Origin of the sequence: Streptomyces sp. NPDC086835 (assembly GCF_044745705.1) — a bacterium.
Classification (GTDB): Bacteria; Actinomycetota; Actinomycetes; order Streptomycetales; family Streptomycetaceae; genus Streptomyces.
The window spans coordinates 18,476-35,518 of record NZ_JBIVAU010000006.1 but is presented as its reverse complement, the minus strand read 5'-3'; the positions used below and the strand labels follow the sequence as shown (position 1 = coordinate 35,518).

Sequence of the window (17,043 nt, the reverse complement as noted above, 5' to 3'; positions counted from 1 at the left end):
GCCGGCGGCGAACGCCGAGCGGTCCCGTATCCTGGCGCAGCGGCAACCGCAATGAGCAAAGGACAGCGCCAGTGGCACTCACCGCCCTTTCCGCCGACGAGGCCCGCGCCCGCCTTCACGAGCTGACCGTCATCGACGTGCGTACGCCCGGCGAATACGCCTCCGGCCATCTGCCCGGGGCCCACAACATTCCGCTCGACCATCTTGACGAGGCTCTGGCGGCGCTGAAAATCGCCGCCGACCGGGGTGACCTCCTCGTCGTGTGCGCCTCCGGCGCCCGCTCCGAGACCGCCTGCCGACGGCTCGCCGACGCCGGCATCACCGCCGCCACCCTCACCGGCGGCACCACCGCCTGGGTCCAGCTCGGCCACGACACCCACCGCCCCGCCGGGACCCGCACCCCGTGGGCCATGGAACGGCAGGTCCGCCTCGCCGCCGGATCGCTCGTCCTCACCGGCCTCGTCCTCGGACGACGTCTGCCCAGGGCCCGGGGGCTCTCGGCGGCCGTCGCCGGTGGTCTTGTCTTCTCCGCCCTCACCGACACGTGCGGCATGGCGCGCGTCCTCGCCAAGCTCCCTCACAACCGGCCCAAGGCCGCCGACCTCGAGGCCACTCTCGCCGGCCTGTCCCGCTGACAGGGCGGCTGACAGCAGCCGACCACCGAGGACCGGCTGATACGGAGCCGGGCCCGCCGAGGGGCGCCCGGCTCCGCCGCCTACAGGCGGTCGGGACCGGCACCGGGCCGGTCGGCCGCCCAGAAAGAGGCGCACAAGCCCGCGACCGGGCGTGACCCTGCGGTCGGCGCCGCGAGGCGGCGAAAGCGGAACGGCGAAAGGCGGCGGAAGGCCGTGCTCAGCGGCCGCGCGGCGGGCGCTGAGCCTGCACGATCAGCAGGACGCCGCCCAGCAGCACCGCGGCGCCGGACATCGTGACCCCGGAACGGAGGCCGTCGGCCTTGACCAGCACGGCGCCGGCGACCTGGATGACGAGCGCGAGAGCGATCGCCAGCTGCGCCCAGCCGAAGAGATGCGGACGGACGATGTACTGCCGCTGCATGGGCAGCAGCCAGCCCCGACGGAGCGCAGCCACTCCACTCACGGCGACGAGCAACGCCATCAGTCCGAGCGGTATGCCGAGATACAGAGCCATGGTTCGCCCCCCTTATGCCGAGATCATGGCATGCCGATGGCACGCCTGACTACACCGTTCTCGCACTTCGCACGGGGTGCAGGGGTGAGCGGCCGGTGTCGGTGCGGGCTGGGAAGATCACCTGCATGACACCGTTGCGTCTCACCGACATAGAGCGAGCCGTTCGCAGCAGCTGGAGTGCCGACACGTGCACACCTGAGTTCCGATCCCGCTGGACCCCTGACAACCCGGCCCGGGACCAGTGCGGTGTGACCGCGATGGTGCTCAATGACCTCATGGGAGGCGAGCTGATCCGAGGGGAGGTCCACGTCGACGGAGTACGCGTGGACTACCACTGGTGGAACCGCCTCGGCATGGGCATCGAGATCGACCTCACCCGTGAACAGTTCCGGCCGGAGGAAACCGTCACCGGCGGAGTCGTCGTTCCACGACCGCCCGTCACCGAGTGGCGGCGGCTCCACGAGGAGTACGAGCTCCTCCGCGACCGTGTCATGGACAAGCTCAACGAGCGACAGACGACTATGTAGGCGGCACGCCAGGTCGGAGGGGTCAAAGGAGTCCAGAGGGTCCAGAGGAACGACGGCCCGACCGGAACGGCACCCGCGGGACGTGCGCGCCCGCTACGAAGCGATGTCGGCGCGGACGACACGCAGCGCGGCGGCCGGGTCCGTGGCGCGCGTGACCGTTCGGCCCACGACGACATGGGAGGCGCCGGCGGCGACGGCCGCACGGGGGGTGCCGGGCCGGGCGTGCTCGGCCGGTGACTCACCGGGCAACGCGACGCCGGGCGTGACGATCAGCGCACCGGTGCCCAGCACGCTCCGCAACACCGCGACGTCCTGCGGCGAGGCGATCACACCGTGGCAGCCGGCCTTGTCAGCCAGCCGCGCCAGCCGCAGCACCTGCTGCTGCGCGGGCTCGTCGACCCCGATGTCGGCGAGATCCGCATCGGTCATGCTGGTGACCACGGTCAGGGCGAGGACACGCAGGCCGGGGAAGTCGCGGGCGGCATCGACGGCGGCCCTCATGATGCCCGCACCGCCCATGCTGTGCACGGTCACCATGGAGACCCCCAAAACTCCCGCGGCACGCACCGCACCCGCGACCGAGTTCGGAATCTCGAAGAGCTTGAGGTCGAGGAAGACCTCCTTGCCGTGCCCCACAAGGTGCTTGACGAAGTCGGGACCGACCGATGTGAGCAGTTCCAGACCGACCTTGTAGAAACGGCACTCGTCGCCCAGCCGCGCGACGATCTCGTCCGCGGCCGCTCGGTTGTCGCAATCCAGGGCGACGATGATCTGACTGCTCGGCTCCACGACGTCATTGTGCCCGGCCGGGGAGAGCGACGTCACACGGGTCTGGCACGCTGCTGACCATGAAGGACGACGACCTGATCGGCACTCAGACGCCGCATCGCCGCATCACGGAACCGGAAGAGGCCCTCGCGGTGCTGGAGCGCGCCGTCCCCGGCCTGACCGGGCTTCGCCGGCCCGAGCCTGCCGTGCTCGACTGGGCCGTGCTCGAGGAGAGCCTGGGCACCGCCCTGCCGGCGGACTACAAGCATCTCGCGCAACGGTACCCGACGTTCGCCCTCGGCGACTTCCTCCTCGTCCCGCTTCCCGAGCCGGGCGAAGAACACGACACCCTTCGCGGATTCCGTGACGGCCTGGACGTACTCGCCGATGCCTGGGTGGAACCAGGCCGCGGTCCGGCTGCCCGTCCCGCCCCCGGCGGTCTGCTGCCCTGGGCCGAGTCGGACGAGAGCGACAAGTTCATGTGGAGCACGAGCGGCGAGACCCCGCAGGACTGGACCGTCACGGTCGCTTCCCGAAGCGGAGGATGGTGGCACTACACCGGCGGCGCGGTCCAGTTCCTCGCCGAGTACTGCGAAGGAACGCTGGAACCCTGGGCGTTGCCCCCGATCGACCCCGAAGCCACCCCATGCTGAGCCATCGGTACCGGAGCCGATTCGCTCTCCGTCGCGGTCCCTCTCGCCTCGCTCGCCCTCCGGTTCGCCCCCCTGCGGGCCCGCGGACGAGGCGTCGGCGTTGCACTGCGCACGCTGTGAAGAGACCTTCGCCGTGCGGCAGGGGGCACGGGGCTGCCCGGAACGAGCCTGCGCCGTGAAGCCCTGTGCCGTTCCCGCAGTCGTCGCGTGCGCTCGCCTCGCCGCTCGCGTGACCCGGCCGCAAGGCACGGCGAACAGTTCGTCCACAACCCTCTGCCCAGCATGCATCGGTCAGGTAAGTTCCCTCTGTGCACGGCGAGTTGATCTCATGATGCGCGGCTGGCAGGGGGAGGCGGGGGAGCGCCATGGGCGGGAGACTGTACGGTCAGCAGGCCCTGCAGGAAGGCTTCGTCCCCCGGCTGGTGGGACTGCACCACAAGGACGGGTACCAGGTCCCCTTCGCGTATCCCAAGGGCGCGCCCGTGGTTCGCATCGTCGGCGGACGCGGGAGCGGCAGGACCGCCCTGCTGCGCGCCGTCCATGACGCGTACAACGGCCGGGTGCCGCTCGCAAGGGTGGACCTAGAGGCTCCCGGCTTCGGTGAGCCCGGTGTCGCCGACGGTGACGACGACGTCCCCAACGCCTCCCGCATCACCCACCTGCTTTATCTGCTCGCTTACAAACTCGGCCTGGAGGTACGGCATTTCGGCAGGCCCCTGGCCTTTCCCCGGCTGTCGCTCGGCCTCCTCGTCGTCACCGCCTGGCGCCCGCTGAACAGCGACGGGACCGATGTGCGGCCGCCGGACCTGCGTCGGGCGGAGGCCGATCTGCGCACCCTCATCACCGCGGAGGACCCCGACGTACGACGCCGCAGGGAGAGCCTCGGCCGCTGGTTCGACGTCGTCACCGACAACCTCCCGCTGGTCCTGTCCGCCGTCCCCGGCCTCGACAGCATCGCCGGGATCGTCCTCGACACGGCCCGGGCGCAGCTCGTCAAGAGCGAACCGGACAAGGGCGCGCTGGCCTGGTGGGGCGGCCGGCTGCACCGTTCCCAGGGCTACCAGGGCGACTCGCTGCAACGGCTCTTCCAGTTCGTCCGCGGCTTCCGCAGGCTCGACGACCGCCGGCGCACCGCCGAGGAACATCTCGTCGCCGCCCTCCTCGACGACATCGACGCCAACTACGGCACACTGCGCCGGCTCAACAAGAAGCCCAGGCCGCTGCTGCTCCTCGACAACGCCCACACCGGCGTCGGACGTACCTTCCTCGACCTGCTCGACACCGGGCACGGCGTCCCGGGCAAGGACCCGACGCGGCCCGTGGTCCTCGCCACCCTCCTCGGCAAGGGCGACGGGCATCCACCGCTGAGCGAGGTCGGCGGCGACGCCGTGCCGCAGGCCAGGCCCCTGGTCCTGAGCATCCCCGACATCGAACCGGCCCACATCGCGGAGATGCTCAGCCCCGTCGACTACCCCGACCATCTGCCCCGTGTCGTCGCCCGCTACAGCGGCGGCAGGGCGGCGAGCGCCCGCATCCTCGCGGACGCGGCCGTGCAGCGCGTCCAGGAAGCGGGCACGATACGCAGCGGCGAACTCCTCGACGAAGCGTCGCCCGCGCTCCTCGACAAACTGCTTCCCGACCCCGTGATGCAGGAGCGCTTGGTGCTGCTGTCCGCCGCGGCCGAGCCGGGCACCCGGCGTGGACTGTGGACCTTCGCCCATCCCGAGGACCACTCGCAGGACCTGGTCGCCGCCCGGGTCCGTGAGACCGACGAATACCGCACGCGCTCCTTCCTCGACGGCGACCGCGCGCTCGACCTGCTGCTGCGCCACCGGCTGGCCGCCACCATCACCCACGAGCGCTGGCGCGACACCCAACTGCGTCTGCGATCCCTGTGCGACCCGCGCAGCGACACCTATCTGCACCACACGCTCGCCCTGGGCCGGGTCGAGGAGGTGGTGTGCGTCCTGCACCACCGGTTCACCGTCGCCCCGCCCGCCGAGTGGCTGGCCTCGCTCAACCTGATCTGCGCCGCCCCCCACCCACGCGAGGGCTACGAACCCCCCGTCTCGGGCCCCACCCTGTCGTGCACGGCCTGCGGCAGCGACGTCCCCGGCCCGCACCACGAAGCCGTGGCCGCCCTGGTGCCCCTGCTCTGGCGGCTTTCCGACCCGCTCACCCTCGCCCCCCGCGAGGACGAACTGACCACCGTCCGCATCGCGTTGGAGACGCTGTACGGCAACAAGGCCGCGCACGCCGCCTATCGCGAGGCGTCCGCCGCCTGGCCGGCCCGTCTGCGTGCCGGAGCACAGGCTCCCGACCTGCCCGTCCAGGAAGGTGCCGCGTCATGACGTCGTTCATCGCAAGACTCCCCGGCGGACCGCTCACCAAGGCGGCCGGCCTCGTCGTCGCCCTGGCCGTGCTCGGTGCCGCCGTGTGGACCGGCATCGTCGTCCTTCGGCCGGACCCGGCCTGCGGAAAGGGCATCGAGGAACGCGGCCCCGAAGGAGCCCGGGAATGCACGGGCGTCACCGACGGCAGCTTCGTCTTCGCGGCCAACCTCAAGGAGGTCAGCGCACGGATCAAGGCCGAGAACGAGCGGATCAAGGACGAACCGCACGTCTCCGTCGCCGTGATGCTGCCGATGGCGCCCGCCCAGACCTTCGAACAGCGGAAGACACTGCACGAGGTGCAGGGCGCCTACCTCGCGCAGTACCGCGCCAACCACGACTCCAACAGCAAGAAGCCGGCGATACGGCTGCTGCTCGCCAACCCCGGTCGCAGCCACAGCCATTGGAAGCCCGTCGCCGAACAGCTCGGCGCCATGTCCGAGTCCAAGACCGACAACCTCCGGGCCGTGATCGGTTTCGACGTCTCCACCGCCACCACCCAGGCGGCCATCGGCTATCTCACCAGGGAGCGCGGCATTCCCGTCGTCGGCGGCCCCATCACCGCCGACGACTCGGGCAACAGCCCTCAGAGGCCCGACGCCTACCCGGGCCTCGCCCGGGTCGTGCCCACCACCACCGACCAGGCCAAGGCCCTGTCCCACTTCAACAAGGACATCGACCCCAAGCACACCCTGGTCGTCGAGGACATCCGCACCGGTGACAACTACGTCGACGCGCTCAAGCGGGCCTTCGCCGAACGAACCCTCGGATCGCCACGCGCACCCGAGCAGTACCGCGCGCCCGAGGAGTTCCACGAAGAGGGCACCACCGCCAACGCCTTCGACCAGATGGTCGACACCATCTGCACCTCGGCCGCCAAGGTCATCTACTTCGCCGGACGCCCCGTCCAGCTACGGCAGTTCGTCAACGAGCTCGGGAACCGGGGCTGCACCGAGAAGAAGTACACCGTCATCACCGGCTCCGGCGCCTCCACCCTCTCCTCCGACAAGCTCCTCGACTGGGACGCCTTCCGCAAGGGCGTGACCCTCCAGTACGCCGCCGTCGCCCACCCCGATGCCTGGACCGGCCCCAAGGCACCCGCCACCGGCGGCTCGGCGGCCGCCTACCGCACCCTGGCCGAGCTCGCGACCAGCAAAGAGGTCGGAAACATCGGCCCGGTGGAACTGACCGACTCGCGGACCATCACCTTCTACGACGCCGGGCTCACCGCGATCACCGCCATCCGGATGCGCGACGACGGCGACCCCGTCATCCCCACCCTCGGCCGCATCAGCGACGCGTGGCTGCGGCTGCACGGCATGGGCAAGGTCGACGGCGCCAGCGGCTGGATCTGCCTGGACAACTACGGAAACCCCTACAACAAGGCGGTCTCCGTGGTGGAACTCGCGCCCGACGCACCCGGCCGCATCCGGTTCGTCGGCCTCGCCTGGCCGACCGGCCGGCCCACCCCAGCGGACTGCACCGCGAGCCGCACCTGACACGGCACGGCGGCGGCCGGACGCCCGAGGAGGGGCGCCCGGCCGCCGCAGGCCGTGCCGCTCAGCGCCGCCCGCCCGTGCGGCCGGCCGAGGCCGGACCTGGAACCGGGACCGTCGCGTTCACATGACGCGCGATGCATGCGATGGTCCCGACGTTGTCTTCGAACAGATACCCCTTCATGCCAACTGCCCGAGCGGCTTCGATGTTGACCGCGACGTCGTCGATGAAGAGGCACGCCTCGGGACGCACGCCCAAGCCGGCACACGCCGCTTCGAAGGCCCGCGGGTCGGGCTTGCCGATGCCGATCTCGTGCGAGTAGACGATCTCATCCACCAGTTCGTCGAAGTGGTACAGCGAGGTCTCGCGCTCCCGGGCGCCGACAAAACTGTTGCTCAGGATGCCCAGCTTGCACCGGCCCCGCAGATCCCGCACGAACGCGATGAGTTCATCGTTCGGGGTGCCCAGATACTCCGCCCACAGATCAGCCATGAAGGCCTCGACCTGAGGCGCGTCGAGGTGCAGACGGGCTGCCACCTGTTCGTGCACCTCCCGTTCGCTGATGCTCCCGAGGCCCCCGGCCCGCCACACGTCACCCAGTCGCTGGTTCACCGTGCCGGGCGGCAACTCCAGCCGCTGCTCCCACCGTTGCACCCACCCTGTTTCCGGAGTGATCTCCAGTACGCCGCCGATGTCGAGAATGACGCAGGTCTCTGTCAATGCGGGCCCCCATTTCGTCCTGGCCGGACCACCGAGCACGGACATCGCTCGCTCATGTGGTCTCCGCACCCACTGTCGGGCTTCACCACGGCGCCGGGTCAAGCGATCTCTGAGGCTTGTGACAGCCCTGTGGCGAGCCGCCACCCGGCTCGACCCGGGGCGGCCTGCGGCGGGAGCCTGACCGCGGCTGCGGCCCTCGCGCATCCCCGTCGCAATCCACGGCAGGCCCCGCCGGGCGGGCCGAACTCATGGACCGAGGGGGGACGCAGTGCCATCCTTGGCCCATGGGAGCAGGACGGCGGAGCCAGGCCGAACGGGACGACATCACGGTGGAGATCGGCTACGCGCTGCTCAGCGCCTGCTTCCTCGGCGGCGTGGTGTTCGCCGCGGTCGCCGGCCCTGCCGCTGTCTGGACCCTCCCTCCGGCGGTCGAGAGGCTCTTGTGGGCCACGGGCGCTACGGTCGCCGGCGCTCTCGCGGTGATTCGTGTCGTCCATGTGCTGTGGCGGCACGCGGCTCGGCGCCGCTGACGTACCGGCGGCGACCGGAGCCTCTCCCTGATCCACCGACATCACGAGTTGATGTTCAGTAGCGTGATGGGTATGACGCCTGAGGGAGAGGCAACGGACAGCGAAGTCCTGGTCGGCGGCATGGTCAACGCGGGTGCGGTTCTCCGCCGCGGTGCGCTGGTGGAACGCCCGGCGCCGCCCCACGCGATCGCCCTCCATGCCCACCTCCTCGCGCTGAGGGAGCACGGTTTCGACGCGGCTCCGGTCCCCGTCGGGCTCACCGCGGACGGCCGCGAGCAGGTGACGTTCGTCCCTGGCGACGTGGCCCTGCCGCCGTTTCCGCACTGGGTGATGACACGGCCTGCCTTGCGATCCGTGGGGAGTCTGCTCCGGCGCCTCCACGAGTCCGCGGCGGCCGTCGCGGTCGACACCCGCGTCGAGTGGCCTCAGGACCTGGCCGACCCGGAGGGTGGGACGATGCTGTGCCACAACGACGTGTGCCCGGAGAACGTCGTCTTCCGCGACGGCCGCGCGGTGGCCTTGATCGATTTCGATCAGGCCGCCCCGGGGCGGCCCCTCTGGGACGTCGCCATGACCGCCCGCTACTGGGTCCCCATGCTCGACCCCCTGTCCGCGACCGCCTCCTACCCCGACGGCCTGGATGCCCCCGCCCGGCTGCGGATCCTCGCCGACGGCTACGGCCTCACGCCGCAGGAGCTCGGCGAACTGCCCGCCGTCGTCGAACAGGCCACCGGGGTCTGCCGCGCTTTCGTGGCCGGCCGCGTGGCCGCCGGTGACCCGGTGTTCACCCGGGCACTGGACGAGCGTGGCGGCTGGGACCGCTGGGACCGGATGCAGGCATGGTTGGTCGATCACCGTGAGACGTTCACGGCTGCCCTGCTGAACTGACCAGGCGGCCACCTGCTGCGGGGCAGGCGGCAACAAGGCGACGGCGCGGGGCAATTGGAGCCCGTTGACGCGACACCTTGACGTGCCCCTGACGTCATGGCTTCATGGGAGCGCTCCCATAGATCCGATGTCCACGTTTCTTGGCCCCCCACTCCTGGAGTCACAGTGAGAACAGCGAGAGGCACGACAGGAACGAGCGGTACGAGCAGCAGCGCCACCAGAAGACCGGCGAGAAGCGCCACAGGACCTGCCACGGTACGTGATGCAGGCAGCGCCACCGCGACAATCTCCGTCGTGGCCCTGCTGGCCGGACTCGCCTTGGTCCTCGGGCTGCTCCTGCCCGGCCCCTTCGGCGCGACCGCCGCGCACGCGCAGCCGTCCGATGTCCGTGCCCCCGGGCTCCACATCAGCGACGGCCGACTGCTCGAAGGCAACGGCAACGACTTCGTCATGCGGGGCGTCAACCACGCCCACACCTGGTACCCGGGCGAGACGCGGTCACTGGCCGACGTCAAGGCGCTGGGCGCCAACACCGTACGGGTCGTCCTCTCCAACGGCCACCGCTGGACGGAGAACAGCCCCGCGGACGTGGCGGCGGTCGTCGCGGACTGCAAGGCCAACCGGTTGATCTGCGTACTGGAGGTGCACGACACCACCGGTTACGGCGAGGAAGCGGCGGCCGGCACGCTCGACCAGGCGGCCGACTACTGGATCGGTCTGCGCGAGGTGCTCACCGGCGAAGAGGACTACGTCGTCATCAACATCGGCAACGAGCCCTGGGGCAACACCGATCCGTCCGGATGGACCGCTCCCACGACCGCCGCCGTCAAGAAGCTCCGCAACGCGGGCTTCGAGCACACGATCATGGTGGACGCCCCCAACTGGGGCCAGGACTGGCAGGGCGTCATGAGGGCCAACGCCCGGGCCGTGTACGACGCCGACCCCACCGGGAACCTGATCTTCTCGATCCACATGTACAGCGTCTTCGACACCGCCCAGGAGATCACCGACTACCTGAACGCGTTCGTCGACGCCGGACTGCCCATTCTCATCGGCGAGTTCGGAGGCCCCGCCGACCAGTGGGGCGACCCGGACGAGGACACCATGATGGCCGCCGCCGAGCGACTCCGGCTCGGCTACCTCGCCTGGTCCTGGAGCGGTAACACCGACCCGGTCCTCGACCTGGCCATCGGCTTCGACCCGAGCCGGCTCAGCTCCTGGGGCGAGCGCATCTTCCACGGCGCGAACGGCATCGCAGAGACCTCCCGAGAGGCCACCGTCTACGGCGGCGACCCGGGCGACACGCAGGCCCCGACCGCTCCCGGCGCCCCGATCGCCTCCGCCGTGACCGCCGACTCGGCCACCCTCGCGTGGCCCGCCGCCACCGACGACGTCGGCGTCACCGGATACGACGTCGTCAGTGTCAGCGGCGGCTCGGAGACCAAGGTCGCCGCGTCATCCTCCACCACGGCCACGGTGACCGGCCTCGCCGCCGGTACCGCGTACACCTTCGCCGTCTACGCCCGTGACGCGGCCGGGAACCGTTCGGCCCGCTCGGCAACGGTGGCCGTCACCACCGACGAGGGCGGCACCCCCGGCGCGGGCTGTGCCGTCGGGTACCGCGTCGTCAACGAGTGGCCGGGCGGCTTCCAGGGCGAGATCGTCGTGCGCAACACCGGCGCTGCCGCCATCAGCGGCTGGACGCTGGTCTTCCGTTTCGTCGACGGCCAGCGCGTCGCCAACATGTGGGGCGGCACCCCCGCCCAGGACGGCGGCACGGTGAACGTCACCCCCGCCTCGTACACGTCCGACATCGCCGCCGGCGGTTCGGTGAGCGTCGGCTTCACCGCCACCAAGGGCGGCGCCAACTCCGCGCCGACCGCCTTCACGCTCGACGGCACCACCTGCGCCACGGCGTGACCTGACCTTTCGGCGATCGCCGGGCCGGTTCCCCCGGCTGCCGAGCTGAGCGACCCCTTCCGCGGGGCGGGGTCGCTCAGCTTCGGGCAGGGTCCTGGACCGGTTCGGTGCTTTGCACCACCCCGAACGGGTTGTCGATCGCGTAGCGCCAGTATCCGTCCGCGCCGCGGCGGGCCACGTCCGTCGCGGTGCCCTCGATCCGGACGGGGTCCCCGTCGGGCGCGAAGCCGGCGATGACGAAGTCCACGATCAGCAGCGCCAGATCACCGACGACGTACGTCTGACGTGGCGCCACTCGGATCGGGACGCGCAACCGGAGGAAGTCACCGTTGGCACGGAGGCGACCTGCCCCGGTGACCATATGACCGGGCGTCGGCACGAAGCCCGCACCTGGCTCGTAGAGCTGGTCGAGGGCCTCCGGATCGAAGGTGTTGAAAGCTCGCTCGAAGGCGTACGGGTGCTCGGCGGCGCTGGTCGCCAGCGGCACACTGGTGGAATGCGTCATGTGGCAAGCGAACAGCCCGCACAAACAGGTAACCAAACGGAAACCCACGTCGCGTGGGACGTGGAACTGGTACCCGGGCCGCGGGGCCGCACCCGACGGCCGGAGGCCGACTGTCCCGTCGAGGTCGCCCTCGCGGCGGTCTCGGGCCGCTGGACCACACTGCTGCTGCGGGAGTTGATGGGCGGCCCTCGCGGCTTCATGGACCTGCGGGCCCTGCTCCCGGAGCTGTCGGCGAAAGTGCTCACCGACCGGCTCCGAGCACTCCAGGACGGCGGCTTGGCCGAGGTGGAACGAAGGCGAGGTTTCCCCGTGCGTACGCGATATGCCCTGACGGATGCCGGCCGGGCACTGCGGCCGCTGCTCGTCGAGCTGTACGCCACAGGGGAGGAACTGCTGCGCCTGGGCGAGCAGCGGACGGAGAGCGAGCCGGCCCCTGACGGACCCACTCGTCACACCGTCCCCGCGCCCTCCGACGCGTCCCGGGCAGGGGGCCCGCCGCCTCCGGCGTAGCGGCGCCGCGGCAGGCGACCACGGGGTCGTGCGCGACAGGAACCGCTCTCAGCCGCCGCTCTTCTCCCCAGCACCGCCGTAACGCTGATTGAACTTGGCGATCTGCCCCTGAGGGTCCACAGCGCGGGCCTTGCCCGTATGGAAGGGATGGCTCTCGGAGGAAATCTCGACATCGATGACCGGATACGTCTCGCCGTCGTCCCACTCGATGGTCTCGTCGCTGCGCGCGGTCGACCTGGTCAGGAACGCGTAGCCGGCGGCCCGGTCACGGAAGACCACGGGACCGTAATCAGGGTGCTTGTCCTGCTGCATCGCTTCTCCAGCCGTGTCGGGGCGCCCCCTGTCACGGTCGCACACGAGGCCCGGTGATGCAGCGCGACCCTGGCAGCGGGGCAGCGGGGCAGCGGGCCTGGGCGGGGCGCCGCCACATGCCGCACGGCGATGCGCGGCTCGCGTGGCCGACGCCTCTATTGTGCTGGTATGAGTGCACACTTCGATGTCGTGGTTCTCGGGGCAGGTCCTGGCGGCTACACGGCGGCGGTCCGCTGCGCCCAACTCGGAATGTCGGTCGCGGTGGTGGAGGAGCGGTACTGGGGCGGTGTGTGCCTCAACGTGGGGTGCATTCCCTCGAAGGCGCTGCTGCGCAATGCCGAGTTGGCCCATCTGTTCACCCATGAGGCGAAGACCTTCGGGATCCGCGTCGACGGCCAGGTCACTTTCGACTACCGGGAGGCGTTCCAGCGCAGCCGGAAGGTGGCCGACGGACGTGTCAGAGGCGTGCACTACCTGATGAAGAAGAACGGCATCACCGAGTTCGACGGTACGGGCGTCTTCACCGACGCTCACACCATGCGGGTCCGGGGCTCCGACGGCACGGAGCAGACCGTCGATTTCGATCACTGCATCCTCGCCACCGGCGCGACGACCAGGCTGCTCCCGGGCACGAGCCTGAGCGAGCGGGTGGTGACGTACGAGGAGCAGATTCTCAGCGACCGGCTGCCGGGAAGCATCATCATCGCCGGCGCGGGCGCCATCGGCGTCGAGTTCGCGTACGTGCTGCACAACTACGGCGTGCAGGTCACGCTCGTGGAGTTCATGGACCGGGTCGTTCCGCTGGAGGACGAGGAGGTCTCCGCGGAACTGGCCCGCCGCTACCGCAAGCTGGGCGTCAACGTGTTGACGTCCACGAGGGTCGAGGCGATCCACGACGAGGGTCCGCAGGTGCGGGTGCATGTCACGACGGGCGGGCAGCGTCAGGTCCTCGAGGCCGACAAGGTGCTCCAGGCCATCGGCTTCCAGCCGCGGGTGACCGGTTACGGTTTGGAGAGCACCGGCGTACGCCTGACCGACCGCGGGGCGGTCGAGGTCGACGGGCGATGCCGCACGAACGTCCCGCACATCTTCGCGATCGGCGATGTCACGGCACGGCTCATGCTCGCGCACGCGGCCGAGGCCATGGGCATGGTCGCCGCCGAGACCATCGCGGACGCGGAGACGATGGAACTCGACTACATCATGATCCCGCGCGCCACCTACTGTCAGCCGCAGATCGCCAGCTTCGGCTGGACCGAGGCCCAGGCGCGTGAGCGCGGCTTCGACGTACAGGTGCAGAAGTTCCCCTTCACCGCCAACGGCAAGGCCCACGGACTCGGCGATCCCTCCGGCTTCGTGAAGATCCTCAGCGACGGCCGGCACGGGGAACTGCTGGGCGCCCACCTCATCGGCCCGGAGGTCACCGAACTGCTGCCGGAACTGACCCTGGCCCAGCAGTGGGACCTCACGGTGCACGAGGTCGCCCGCAACGTGCACGCGCACCCCACACTCGGCGAGGCCGTCAAGGAAGCGGTCCACGGGCTCGCAGGCCACATGATCAACATGTAGCCGCCCGTCGCGTCCGCGGTCCGTTCCCCGTCAGCCGCCCGTCGCGTCCGCGGTCCGTTCCGCCTCAGCCGCCCGTTCCGCGCCGCCGGCCGTGGCCGCGTCGGCCTCCCAGCGCAGCAGGTCTCCCGGCTGGCAGTCGAGTGCCTCGCAGAGCGCGGCGAGCGTCGCGAAGCGCACCGCCTTGGCGCGGCCGTTCTTGAGTACGGCCAGGTTGGCGGGGGTGATCCCGACGCGTTCCGCGAGCTCGCCCACGGACATCTTGCGCTTGGCGAGCATCACGTCGATGTCGACGGTGATCGGCATCAGATCACCTCGTCCAGCTCGGCCTTCATCCGGGCCGCCTCGACGTCGCGCGCCACGGCCTGGGCGAGCAGCATCCGCATCACGAGCACGACGAGCGCGACCCCCAGGACCGCCAGGCCGGCCCCTCCCACCAGCAGGACGATCCCGGGGGCGACGGCTTCGCCCGGCGCCAGGACGGCCCCGAACGTGAACACCAGCAGGGCGGCCGCCACCACCGCGCCGATCACGATGTCCACGTACCGGAAGGCGGCGTAGGAGAACAGCGTTCCGCGCCGCACCATCGTCACGAGCCGCCACACGCAGACCAGCACGACCTCGACCGTCACGATCCCGAGGACCATGATCACAAGAACCGGGGTGCGCAGGTGTGCGACGTCCGCGTCGAGCTCCTTCATGTCGATGGCCAGCAGGGGCACCATCACCGCCTGCACGAACACCGAACCGGCGAGCAGCGCCACGATCACGGCGCGGAGCGCCAGCACTGTCAACTTTCCCATCGCTTCCCCTTCAATCGAACTGCGATGGAAATCTATCGAAAATCGATAGGCTCGACAAGCTGCTCAGTGTGTCCCGGAGGGTTGCGGCCCCCGACAGATCCCGTCGCCCGGTCGAGCCCGGCCGCCGGTCATGTCCGCCGACCCCGGAAAGGCTGTCGATCCGACCAGCGCAGACGTCTCATGTGCCCGCATGGCTCATTCGAAGACCTCGTACGCCTGCCTGCCCTGCCGCGCTTCGCACAAGCAGCGCTACGGCAGCGACCGGCGGCGGATCTGCCCGCAGTGTTCGGAACACATGGTCCATGTGGGGGCGGGACCTGCCATGACCGCGTACGGCAGCCTGACCCGGCTCGTGACGCCGCCGGCCGCACCCGTCGACGCCCGTGGCGACTGGGCCGCCGCCGGGACCGCGCTCGGCGTTCGGCTTCCCGAGCCTTCGTCTTGTGACCGGCGCCCAGTGAGGGGCTGATCGTCGCCGGTGTGCCGTCGGCCACGAGCTTGTCGGCGGCTGTCGCCAACTCCGCGGGGCCCGCCTCCCCCAGCGAGGTGCCCTCTGCCACGGGCGGGGACGTCAGCCGTCCGACAGCAGGGCGCGGCATCCGTACGACGGGGATGGCGCCGAAACGCTCCCGGCCGGGCCGCACAGGCCCGGCCGGGAGCGTTTCCGCATGCCTGCTCGGCGGCCTGGGCGTTCAGTATGCGGAACGGCGGCCCGAAACCGATACATAGAAAGCGCTTGTGCAAATCATTGACATGCTCACACCGTGCCGCCACTCTGGGTCGCACCATCAGCGATTCTGCCCGGAAGTGGACTGAGCTGGTTGACGTATTGACCGACCGTCAGCTGTAGCGTACTTTCCTCCGCAGTTCTCATACAGGAACGATGTTCAGTATGTAGAACAACAAGCTTCTGAGTCCGTGATGGTCTCTGCCACTGCCACCCCACCACCCACCGACTGGTACCTGCGGCCGACACCGCAGGCGGTGAAAGGAACGCCGAGTGAGCACACGGAACCACCATCGAAGAAGGCGCGGTCGTGCCGCCGCCGCTGTCGCAGCCGTCACCGCCCTGATCGGCGGCGGCGTCACCGCGCTGTGGATGACCGGCTCCGCGTCGGCCGCGGCGACGGCTGGCTCGTACAGCCTGAAGAACGCCAACAGTGGACTGTGCCTGGCGGTGCCCGGCGCGAACACCTCCGCCGGCGTCCAGCTCGTCCAGAACACCTGCAACGGCGCGGCCGATCAGACCTGGAAGCTCGCGGCCTCCGGCAGCGGTTGGACCCTGACCGCCGCCCACAGCTCCAAGTGCGCCGGTGTACGGGACGCTTCCATCAGCGCGGGCAAGCCGGTGGAGCAGCAGAGCTGCGGCGGTACGGCGACCCAGGTCTGGAAACTGACGCAGGTCAGTGGCGACAGCTATCAGGTCGTCAACAGCAACGGCGGCAAGTGCCTGAACGTCAAGGACAGTTCGAAGACCGCCGGCGCCCTGGTCCAGCAGAACTCGTGCGACTCGGTGACCAGCAAGAAGTGGACCTTGACCACGTCGGGCACGGTCCCCACGGACCCGCCGACGGACCCGACCGACCCGCCCACGGACCCGCCCACCGATCCGCCGGGGTCGTGGCCGACGGCCAACGGCAGCCAGGCGGTGACCTCCACCATCTCGGTCACGGGCACCTACGACGGTGGCATGAAGCGCCTGTACGGCAGTGGTGACCTGGGCAGCGACGGCCAGAGCGAGAGCCAGCCCCCGATGCTCCGGCTGGCCGACGGCGCCACCCTGCAGAACGTCATTCTCGGTGCCCCCGCCGCGGACGGCGTGCACTGCGACGGCACCTGCACGCTCAAGAACGTCTGGTGGGAGGACGTCGGCGAGGATGCCGCGACCTTCCGCGGCAGCTCCTCCTCGACGGTCCGCACCGTCGAAGGCGGCGGTGCGCGGAAGGCGGCGGACAAGGTCTTCCAGCACAACGGCGCCGGCGCCTTGATCATCAAGAACTTCCAGGTCGAGGACTTCGGGAAGCTGGTCCGCTCCTGCGGCAACTGCTCCACGCAGTACGCCAGGCACATCCAGATCCTCAACACCAAGGTCACGGCTCCGGGCGACACCCTGGTCGGCATCAACACCAACTACGGAGACACGGCGCGGTTCTCGGGCATCACGATCCACCGGGACTCCGGCCGCGACATCGACATCTGCACGAAGTACAGGGGCACGACGAGCGGCGAGCCCGCCAAGATCGGCACGGGAGCGGACGGCACGAACTGCCTCTACGCCTCGTCCGACATCCGCTACGTCGACTGA

General features: G+C 70.1%; 19 protein-coding genes and 1 pseudogene. 13 read left to right on the top strand and 7 right to left on the bottom strand.

The window, feature by feature from the left end; all coding sequences use genetic code 11:
- Window positions 1-71 precede the first annotated feature (71 nt).
- A complete protein-coding gene (locus ACIPJI_RS20220; protein ID WP_356622540.1) occupies window positions 72-635 on the top strand; it encodes a rhodanese-like domain-containing protein in 564 nt (187 codons plus the stop codon).
- Between the two features lie 217 nt (window positions 636-852).
- Here ACIPJI_RS20220 and ACIPJI_RS20215 read toward each other — a convergent pair whose 3' ends face one another.
- A complete protein-coding gene (locus tag ACIPJI_RS20215) occupies window positions 853-1,149 on the bottom strand; it encodes a hypothetical protein (protein WP_307709723.1) in 297 nt (98 codons plus the stop codon).
- Window positions 1,150-1,274: 125 nt separating this feature from the next.
- Between ACIPJI_RS20215 and ACIPJI_RS20210 the strand changes: the two genes are divergently transcribed.
- A complete protein-coding gene (locus ACIPJI_RS20210; protein ID WP_402247771.1) occupies window positions 1,275-1,676 on the top strand; it encodes a hypothetical protein in 402 nt (133 codons plus the stop codon).
- A 93-nt stretch (window positions 1,677-1,769) separates the two neighbouring features.
- On the opposite strand, the gene pyrF is transcribed toward ACIPJI_RS20210, so the two are convergent.
- Complete coding sequence (pyrF, locus tag ACIPJI_RS20205; protein ID WP_402247769.1) at window positions 1,770-2,465, bottom strand: orotidine-5'-phosphate decarboxylase; 696 nt, start codon at window positions 2,463-2,465, stop codon at window positions 1,770-1,772.
- A gap of 59 nt (window positions 2,466-2,524) precedes the next feature.
- Here pyrF and ACIPJI_RS20200 point away from each other — a divergent pair, with 59 nt between their 5' ends.
- The 3 genes from ACIPJI_RS20200 (at window position 2,525) to ACIPJI_RS20190 (ending at window position 6,986) form a co-directional block, all read left to right on the top strand.
- On the top strand, window positions 2,525-3,097 hold the full coding sequence (locus ACIPJI_RS20200; RefSeq protein WP_402247767.1) for an SMI1/KNR4 family protein: 573 nt from the start codon (window positions 2,525-2,527) through the stop codon (window positions 3,095-3,097).
- A gap of 365 nt (window positions 3,098-3,462) precedes the next feature.
- Window positions 3,463-5,448 (top strand): hypothetical protein, encoded by a 1,986-nt coding sequence (locus tag ACIPJI_RS20195; protein WP_402247765.1) that lies wholly within the window; start codon window positions 3,463-3,465, stop codon window positions 5,446-5,448.
- Window positions 5,445-6,986, top strand: coding sequence for a hypothetical protein (locus ACIPJI_RS20190; protein WP_356622534.1), 1,542 nt, complete (start codon window positions 5,445-5,447; stop codon window positions 6,984-6,986). The genes ACIPJI_RS20195 and ACIPJI_RS20190 overlap by 4 nt, the downstream gene beginning before the upstream one ends.
- A 61-nt stretch (window positions 6,987-7,047) precedes the next feature.
- Here ACIPJI_RS20190 and ACIPJI_RS20185 read toward each other — a convergent pair whose 3' ends face one another.
- On the bottom strand, window positions 7,048-7,704 hold the full coding sequence (locus ACIPJI_RS20185; protein ID WP_402248222.1) for an HAD family hydrolase: 657 nt from the start codon (window positions 7,702-7,704) through the stop codon (window positions 7,048-7,050).
- A 284-nt stretch (window positions 7,705-7,988) separates the two neighbouring features.
- On the opposite strand from ACIPJI_RS20185, the gene ACIPJI_RS20180 reads away from it, so the two are divergent.
- The 3 genes from ACIPJI_RS20180 to ACIPJI_RS20170 all read left to right on the top strand — a co-directional run bounded on the left by ACIPJI_RS20180 (window position 7,989) and on the right by ACIPJI_RS20170 (window position 11,042).
- The gene (locus ACIPJI_RS20180) at window positions 7,989-8,234 is read left to right on the top strand and encodes a DUF6332 family protein (RefSeq protein WP_402247763.1); all 246 of its coding nucleotides are present in this window, start codon (window positions 7,989-7,991) and stop codon (window positions 8,232-8,234) included.
- Window positions 8,235-8,306: 72 nt separating this feature from the next.
- Complete coding sequence (locus ACIPJI_RS20175; protein ID WP_402247762.1) at window positions 8,307-9,122, top strand: phosphotransferase; 816 nt, start codon at window positions 8,307-8,309, stop codon at window positions 9,120-9,122.
- A 294-nt stretch (window positions 9,123-9,416) separates the two neighbouring features.
- On the top strand, window positions 9,417-11,042 hold the full coding sequence (locus tag ACIPJI_RS20170) for a cellulase family glycosylhydrolase (RefSeq protein ID WP_402247760.1): 1,626 nt from the start codon (window positions 9,417-9,419) through the stop codon (window positions 11,040-11,042).
- 76 nt (window positions 11,043-11,118) lie between these two features.
- Here the strand turns inward: ACIPJI_RS20170 and ACIPJI_RS20165 are convergent, their stop codons facing one another.
- On the bottom strand, window positions 11,119-11,547 hold the full coding sequence (locus ACIPJI_RS20165; RefSeq protein WP_402247758.1) for a YybH family protein: 429 nt from the start codon (window positions 11,545-11,547) through the stop codon (window positions 11,119-11,121).
- Between the two features lie 60 nt (window positions 11,548-11,607).
- Here ACIPJI_RS20165 and ACIPJI_RS20160 point away from each other — a divergent pair, with 60 nt between their 5' ends.
- Window positions 11,608-12,057 (top strand): winged helix-turn-helix transcriptional regulator, encoded by a 450-nt coding sequence (locus ACIPJI_RS20160; RefSeq protein ID WP_402247756.1) that lies wholly within the window; start codon window positions 11,608-11,610, stop codon window positions 12,055-12,057.
- Window positions 12,058-12,105: 48 nt separating this feature from the next.
- Here the strand turns inward: ACIPJI_RS20160 and ACIPJI_RS20155 are convergent, their stop codons facing one another.
- Window positions 12,106-12,369: a type B 50S ribosomal protein L31 gene (locus ACIPJI_RS20155; protein WP_402247755.1), complete on the bottom strand. Its 264-nt coding sequence runs from the start codon at window positions 12,367-12,369 to the stop codon at window positions 12,106-12,108.
- Between the two features lie 168 nt (window positions 12,370-12,537).
- Here ACIPJI_RS20155 and lpdA point away from each other — a divergent pair, with 168 nt between their 5' ends.
- Entirely contained in the window at window positions 12,538-13,938 is a 1,401-nt protein-coding gene (gene lpdA / locus ACIPJI_RS20150; protein WP_356622528.1) for a dihydrolipoyl dehydrogenase, read from the top strand.
- Window positions 13,939-13,968: 30 nt separating this feature from the next.
- On the opposite strand, the gene ACIPJI_RS20145 is transcribed toward lpdA, so the two are convergent.
- Window positions 13,969-14,241, bottom strand: coding sequence for a helix-turn-helix domain-containing protein (locus ACIPJI_RS20145; RefSeq protein ID WP_402247753.1), 273 nt, complete (start codon window positions 14,239-14,241; stop codon window positions 13,969-13,971).
- Window positions 14,241-14,738, bottom strand: a complete 498-nt coding sequence (locus ACIPJI_RS20140) for a DUF2975 domain-containing protein (RefSeq protein WP_402247751.1) — start codon at window positions 14,736-14,738, stop codon at window positions 14,241-14,243. The genes ACIPJI_RS20145 and ACIPJI_RS20140 overlap by 1 nt, the downstream gene beginning before the upstream one ends.
- A 190-nt stretch (window positions 14,739-14,928) precedes the next feature.
- Here ACIPJI_RS20140 and ACIPJI_RS20135 point away from each other — a divergent pair, with 190 nt between their 5' ends.
- The 3 genes and pseudogenes from ACIPJI_RS20135 (at window position 14,929) to ACIPJI_RS20125 (ending at window position 17,043) form a co-directional block, all read left to right on the top strand.
- On the top strand, window positions 14,929-15,207 hold the full coding sequence (locus ACIPJI_RS20135) for a hypothetical protein (protein WP_402247749.1): 279 nt from the start codon (window positions 14,929-14,931) through the stop codon (window positions 15,205-15,207).
- Between the two features lie 630 nt (window positions 15,208-15,837).
- A pseudogene (locus tag ACIPJI_RS20130) lies at window positions 15,838-16,275 on the top strand (RICIN domain-containing protein); the annotation flags it as partial.
- A complete protein-coding gene (locus tag ACIPJI_RS20125; protein ID WP_402248221.1) occupies window positions 16,273-17,043 on the top strand; it encodes a pectate lyase in 771 nt (256 codons plus the stop codon). The pseudogene ACIPJI_RS20130 and the gene ACIPJI_RS20125, both read left to right, overlap by 3 nt.